Below are 5748 nucleotides of genomic sequence, written 5' to 3' on the forward strand. Positions count from 1 at the left end.
AGCGGATGGCGGCGCTCGCCCCCGAGGGCTTCTCGCTCGCCACCGATGTGGCGGAGTGGCTCGTGAAGCGGCGCGTGCCCTTCCGCGACGCGCATGAGATCTCCGGCGCTCTCGTCCGGGCCTGCGAGGAGTCGGGAATCGGCCTCGAAGACGCCTCCGACGAACTGCTGATCTCCGTGTCGCCTCATCTCGTTCCCGAGGTGCGTGAGGTGCTCACGATCGAGGGATCCGTAGCCTCGCGCACGGGCGCCGGCGGAACGGCTCCCGTGCGGGTGGCCGAGCAGCGCGCCGAGCTGGTGGCCCGCGCTCAAGCCGCGGCGCACGCCCTCGGGTTGTAAGTGCGTCCTCCGCAGGCCGCCGACTATCGGCGGCCTGCGGAGATGCCGTGTTCAGTGCAGTGCGACGTCGGCGGCGGATCTCGTCCAGCGGGTGAAGCGCACCACGAGTCCGGCCCGGGTGGGTCCTGCGAGGAACGGTCCGGCGGATGCCACGGCGTCGCCGTCGAACGGGGCGACCCGCACCAGTCGCCAGTCGCCGTCATCCGCTCGCGCACGCACGATGACGGCGTCCGGCCAGCGGCTCACCCGTACGGTGATCTCGCTTCCGTGCCAGTCGTCGACGTAGCCCACAGACCAGTCGGAGCGGACGTCGGTGACGACGGCGCCGAGCCCGAGATGATCATCGGCGTACTCGATGCCGGCTTTGATCCAGTGCTCGTCGTCGATCATGACGAAGACTCCGGCCTGATCGAACTGGCCGTCCCATGGGGCCCGGAACGACACATCCATCGCGTCGCCCACAGCCAGCGGGGCGAGCAGAGCGTGCTCGGTGTCGTGAACGAATCCGTAGGCGGTGTGTCGCCAGGCGTCGCTGCCCTCGACCGCGGTGACCTCGAGATGGTCGCGTTCGGCGGAGACGGCGGCGGGCTCATGGGTCCAGGAGCCATCGGCCCAGGAGATGATGTCTGATTCAGGCATGTTCCGAGGATATAACCAAATAAGGCATAAAGCCAAGTTATTCGTGATACGGTTATGTCATGGTCATCGCCGTACTCGCCGACATCGTGGGCTCGCGCAAGCTCGACGACCGCACGGCGGCGCAGCGTGTGCTCGATGCCACCATCGCCCGGGTCGAGAAGGATCTTCCGCTCGCGCAGAGACCGCTGACGCCCACGGTCGGCGACGAGCAGCAGGGGGTCTATGCAGGCCTCGAAGACGCCATGGTGTCGCTGCTGATGATCCAGCTCGCGCTCCCCGACGGCATCGCCTTCCGATTCGGAATCGGAATCGGAGCCGTCAGCGCGGTCGATTCGGTGCACGGCGAGCTCGCAGACGGGCCCGGGTGGTATGCCGCCCGAGCCGCCATCGAGACCGTGCACACGAGGGAGGGTCGCGCCGTGCCGCGCACCAGGACCTGGATTGTCGGAGCCCCAGGGCAGGATGAGGTCATGCAGAGCACGATCGCCGCGTCGAACGCCTACCTCCTCGTACGCGACGAGGTGGTGGGGGCGATGAACGAGCGTGAACGTCGTCTGACCTACGGGCGCCTGATCGGCCGGTCGCAGCACGAGCTCGCCGCCGAAGAGGGCATCTCGCAGCCGAGTGTCTCGAAATCGCTGCGGAACGCAGGCAGCGCCGCGCTTCTCGAAGGACTCGCGGCCCTCAGGGGGTCGAACGCATGATCGTCGCCGGATTCATCCTCCTCGCCGTGGGCGCCGCTGATCTCGTGCGCCAGTTCGCCCCGCGCCGATGGGTGGGCTACCTCACGGTGGCGGTGATCCTGCTGCTGCTGGGCAGCGTCAGCGATGCGCTGCTGCCGATGCTCCTCGGTCTGCTCGTCGGCGCTCTCTGGGTGTGGTGCATGCCGTCAGAGCGGGTGGCGCCGCTCGGCTTCTGGCCTGCCGTGCTGCTCGGCGTCCTCAGCATCGGGTCTGTGGTGTGGCTCGGTGCCCGTGCAGATGCGGGGCTCATCGGTGAGGTCTGGACCCTCCGTTCCCCGTTCGGCGACGTTCCCTTCGATCTCGCCATGCTCACGGTCGGGACGGGCGTGTTCCTCCTCGAATCCGCGAACCTGGTGGTGCGCGCCGCACTCGACGGCGAGCACACCTGGCGTCCCTCCGACCTCGGGCGTCGCCTCGCTCCCGCACCCGGAGATGCATCCGCCCCCGATGAGGCGACGACTGCCGCCGAGGCGAAGACATCTCCCGCCACGGGGCCCGTCGAGGCCGTGGCCGAGGCCGTGGCCGGCGAAGAAGCCGTCGTCGAGTCCGTTCCCGCGGGCACGATGACCAGCGATCCGCGTGCAGGCTTCAAAGGCGGGCGACTGATCGGCCCATTGGAGCGCATCCTGGTGATGATCCTCACGCTCGCTGCGGCCTATCCGATCCTCGCGGCGATGCTCGCGGCCAAGGGCAGCGTGCGATTCCCCGAGATCTCGCGCGACGGCGAGACGGGGGCGAGAGCCGAGTACTTCCTCGTCGGCAGCCTCGGGAGCTGGGTGATCGGGCTGGGGGCCGCCTTCCTCGTGTGGTGGGCCGCGCACACCTGAGTCCTGGTCGCAGCTCGGCTGCGGCGGCGAATCGCCGGTGCTCACCGCTGATAGCCTGGGGCGCGTGTCGAATTCCGCTCTGACGACCGCCCCGCCGGCGATCGATCCCACGTTCGAGAACGTGTGGGACGAACTGCTGTGGCGCGGCCTCGTCCATGTGTCCACTGACCAGGAGGCGCTGCGCGCCCTTCTCGCCGGAGACCCGATCACGTATTACTGCGGTTTCGACCCGACAGCACCGAGCCTGCACCTCGGCAACCTGGTGCAGCTGCTGACCCTGCGCCGAATCCAGCTCGCCGGTCACAAGCCCCTGGGGCTCGTCGGCGGCTCGACCGGTCTCATCGGCGACCCTCGCCCCACGGCCGAGCGCACGCTCAACACCCGCGAGACGGTCGAAGAGTGGGTCGGTCGGCTGAGGACTCAGGTCGAGCGCTACCTCAGCTTCGAGGGCGACAACGCCGCCCGCATCGTCAACAACCTCGACTGGACGGCGCCGCTGTCGGCGATCGACTTCCTGCGCGAGATCGGCAAGCACTACCGTGTGGGCACGATGCTCAAGAAGGATGCGGTCGCCGCGCGGCTGAATTCGGATGAGGGCATCAGCTACACCGAGTTCAGCTACCAGATCCTGCAGGGGATGGACTTCCTCGAGCTGTACCGCCAGTACGACTGCGTCCTGCAGACGGGCGGCTCCGATCAGTGGGGCAATCTGACCAGCGGAACAGACCTGATCCGGCGGTCCGAGGGCGTCGCCGCGCACGCGATCGGCACGCCGCTGATCACGAACAGCGACGGAACCAAGTTCGGTAAGAGCGAGGGGAACGCCGTCTGGCTCGACCCCGAGATGTGCAGCCCCTACCGGATGTACCAGTTCTGGCTGAGCACTGCGGACGCCGATGTGATCGAACGGCTGAAGGTCTTCACCTTCCTCAGCCGCGCCGAGATCGAGGAGTACGAGGCGCTCGTCGAGTCCGAGCCTTTCCGGCGCGCGGCTCAGAAGCGTCTCGCACTCGAGGTCGTCGCCATCGTGCACGGGATCGACGCGGCGGCCGCAGTCATCGCCGCATCCGAGGCGCTGTTCGGCCAGGGCGACCTGACCACGCTCGATGCCTCCACGTTGCGCACCGCTCTCGAGGAGCTTCCGAACGCGACGGTCGCGGCGGGTGCGCCGGTCGTCGAGATCCTCGTCGCCACAGGTCTGGTCGCCAGCCTCTCTGAGGCGCGTCGTGCCATCGGCCAGGGTGGAGTCTCGCTCGACGGTGCACGCGTCGAAGACGAGAACGCGACCGTTCAGGGCACCCTGCCAGGCGGGGTCTCCGTGCTCCGCCGAGGCAAGAAGACCCTCGCGGGCGTCTTCATCAGCTGATCACCACACGATCGTCGATCGCGAGACGGCGGCCATCCGAGCATTCTCAGGTGGCCGCCGTCACGCTTCTCATCCGGTCGCCGACAGGAGACACCGATGCCGTTCACCCCGAGCCACGCGCTGGTCGCTCTGCCCTTCATCCGCACGCCGCTGGTTCCGGCGGCGATCGCGATCGGTGCGATGACACCGGATCTTCCCCTTTTCGTGCGGGGACTCGGCCTCCGGTACTCGTTCACCCACACCTTCGGGAACGTGGTCTGGACAGCCCTGGTGGCATTCGTGCTGTTCCTCGTCTGGCGCGTCGTGCTGCGTCCCGCGGTCGGTGAGCTCTCGCCCCTCTGGCTCGCACGACGCCTGCCCGGCGACTGGAACCAGCCCGGCGTCGAGGCGGCGGGAGCCGCTGTGGGTGTGGGGCAGAAGCGCCCGCTCTACCCGATCCTGCTCGCGGTGTCGCTGATCCTGGGAGTGCTGAGCCACATCGTCTGGGATCTGTTCACTCATGAGGGCCGTTGGGGCGTCGAGGTCTTCCCGGCGCTCGAGCGCATGTGGGGGCCCCTCACCGGGTTCAAGTGGCTGCAGCACGGATCCAGTGCGATCGGTCTGGTCGGCATCGGCATCTGGGCTGTGCTCCGGTTGCGACGAGCCGAGCCGCGAGGCTCGCTCGCTCGGTCGGTTCCGGCCGGGGTGCGCATCGCGTGGTGGCTGTCGCTGCCCGTCGTGCTGATCACGGCGTGGATCATCGGCTACGCGGCGTACGGACCTTTCAACGCGGAATTCACGTACCAGCACCTCGCCTACCGGATGCTGCCGCCGGCGTGTGCGCTGTGGGGAGCTCTCACTCTGGCCCTGTGCCTCTCGATCCCGCTGTTCCGGCGGCGTCACCACCTCGCCTGATCTGCCCCCCATCGTCGAGGCGCGGCGAACTCGAGACCGGGAAGAGCCGCGCTCGCGGTGATCACCGTCGAGCCGTCGACGAGGAACGACGAGGTGTGCGCGCCTGCGTCGAACTCCCGCGCCTTCTCGGGATCGATGCGGCGCGGCATGCCGAGCAGTTCGGCGGCGATCCTTCGCAGCGAGGTGCGAACGATCCACGTGCCGCCTTCGCGCCGCTGTCGCCGCACCAGCGCGGTCACTGCGGCGGCGAGAAGGTACCCGGCGCTGTGATCCAGCGCCTGAGCAGGCAGCACCCCGGGCTGGCGCCCGTCGGGCGACTCGATCATGGCGATCCCCGAGGCGGCCTGCACCAGACTGTCGAAACCGGCTCGGTGCGGGTGATCGATGCCCCAGGCGCTGAGCTGGGCGATGACGACCCCCGGGTGCTGCCGTGCGAGTGCGCGGGGCGAGAGTCCCAGGCGCTCGAGGGACGCGGGCCGGTAACCCAGCACGACCACATCCGCGGCATCCAGCAGCTCACGCAGACGATCCGTGTGCGCGTCGAGCAGAGACGAGCGCTTGCCGTGACCTGTGTCGAGGTGCTGCCACTCGGGTTCGGCGAGATGCGGAGGGTCGATGCGCAGAACATCGGCGCCGAGAAGAGCAAGGGTTCGAGTGCACACGGGCCCGGCGATCACACGGGTGAGATCGAGGACGCGGATGCCCGCGAGCGGCGCATCCACGTGGGGGCGTGATGCTCGAGAGCGCGCGACGGAGGGGGAGTCGACCCTCTCGACGTCGAGCAGAGGCGTCGCTCGCAACTCGGCATCCGCGCGGCGATCCTCTCGTGCTACCGGCACTGCGAGGCCGCCGTTCACGGTGATCAGGTGGACCGCCTCATCGGCGGGCAGCCGCTCGAGCGCGGTGGCCACCGCCTCACCCGCAGAGCCGGGGGACAGGCC

General features: G+C 68.7%; 6 protein-coding genes and 1 pseudogene. 5 read left to right on the forward strand and 2 right to left on the reverse strand.

The features are described 5' to 3' along the window. Positions 1–338, forward strand: a pseudogene (locus J7E68_RS03915) (argininosuccinate lyase); the annotation flags it as partial. 51 nt (positions 339–389) lie between these two features. On the opposite strand, the gene J7E68_RS03920 reads toward J7E68_RS03915, so the two are convergent. Further along, a complete protein-coding gene (locus J7E68_RS03920; RefSeq protein WP_215170035.1) occupies positions 390–977 on the reverse strand; it encodes a DUF1349 domain-containing protein in 588 nt (195 codons plus the stop codon). A gap of 59 nt (positions 978–1036) precedes the next feature. Between J7E68_RS03920 and J7E68_RS03925 the strand changes: the two genes are divergently transcribed. The 4 genes from J7E68_RS03925 to J7E68_RS03940 all read left to right on the forward strand — a co-directional run bounded on the left by J7E68_RS03925 (position 1037) and on the right by J7E68_RS03940 (position 4807). Beyond that, positions 1037–1681 (forward strand): SatD family protein, encoded by a 645-nt coding sequence (locus J7E68_RS03925; protein ID WP_215170036.1) that lies wholly within the window; start codon positions 1037–1039, stop codon positions 1679–1681. Further along, on the forward strand, positions 1678–2547 hold the full coding sequence (locus J7E68_RS03930; RefSeq protein WP_215170038.1) for a hypothetical protein: 870 nt from the start codon (positions 1678–1680) through the stop codon (positions 2545–2547). Before J7E68_RS03925 ends, J7E68_RS03930 begins: the two co-directional genes overlap by 4 nt. Before the next feature lie 64 nt (positions 2548–2611). Further along, the gene (gene tyrS, locus J7E68_RS03935) at positions 2612–3913 is read left to right on the forward strand and encodes a tyrosine--tRNA ligase (RefSeq protein ID WP_215170040.1); all 1302 of its coding nucleotides are present in this window, start codon (positions 2612–2614) and stop codon (positions 3911–3913) included. Between the two features lie 96 nt (positions 3914–4009). Further along, entirely contained in the window at positions 4010–4807 is a 798-nt protein-coding gene (locus J7E68_RS03940; RefSeq protein ID WP_215170042.1) for a DUF4184 family protein, read from the forward strand. Here J7E68_RS03940 and J7E68_RS03945 read toward each other — a convergent pair. After that, positions 4792–5748 (reverse strand): CoA transferase (locus J7E68_RS03945; protein ID WP_215170044.1); only part of this gene is annotated, 957 nt, incomplete at its 5' end. The genes J7E68_RS03940 and J7E68_RS03945 overlap by 16 nt on opposite strands.

It is taken from the genome of Microbacterium sp. ISL-103 (genome assembly GCF_018613995.1).
Taxonomy (GTDB): Bacteria; Actinomycetota; Actinomycetes; order Actinomycetales; family Microbacteriaceae; genus Microbacterium.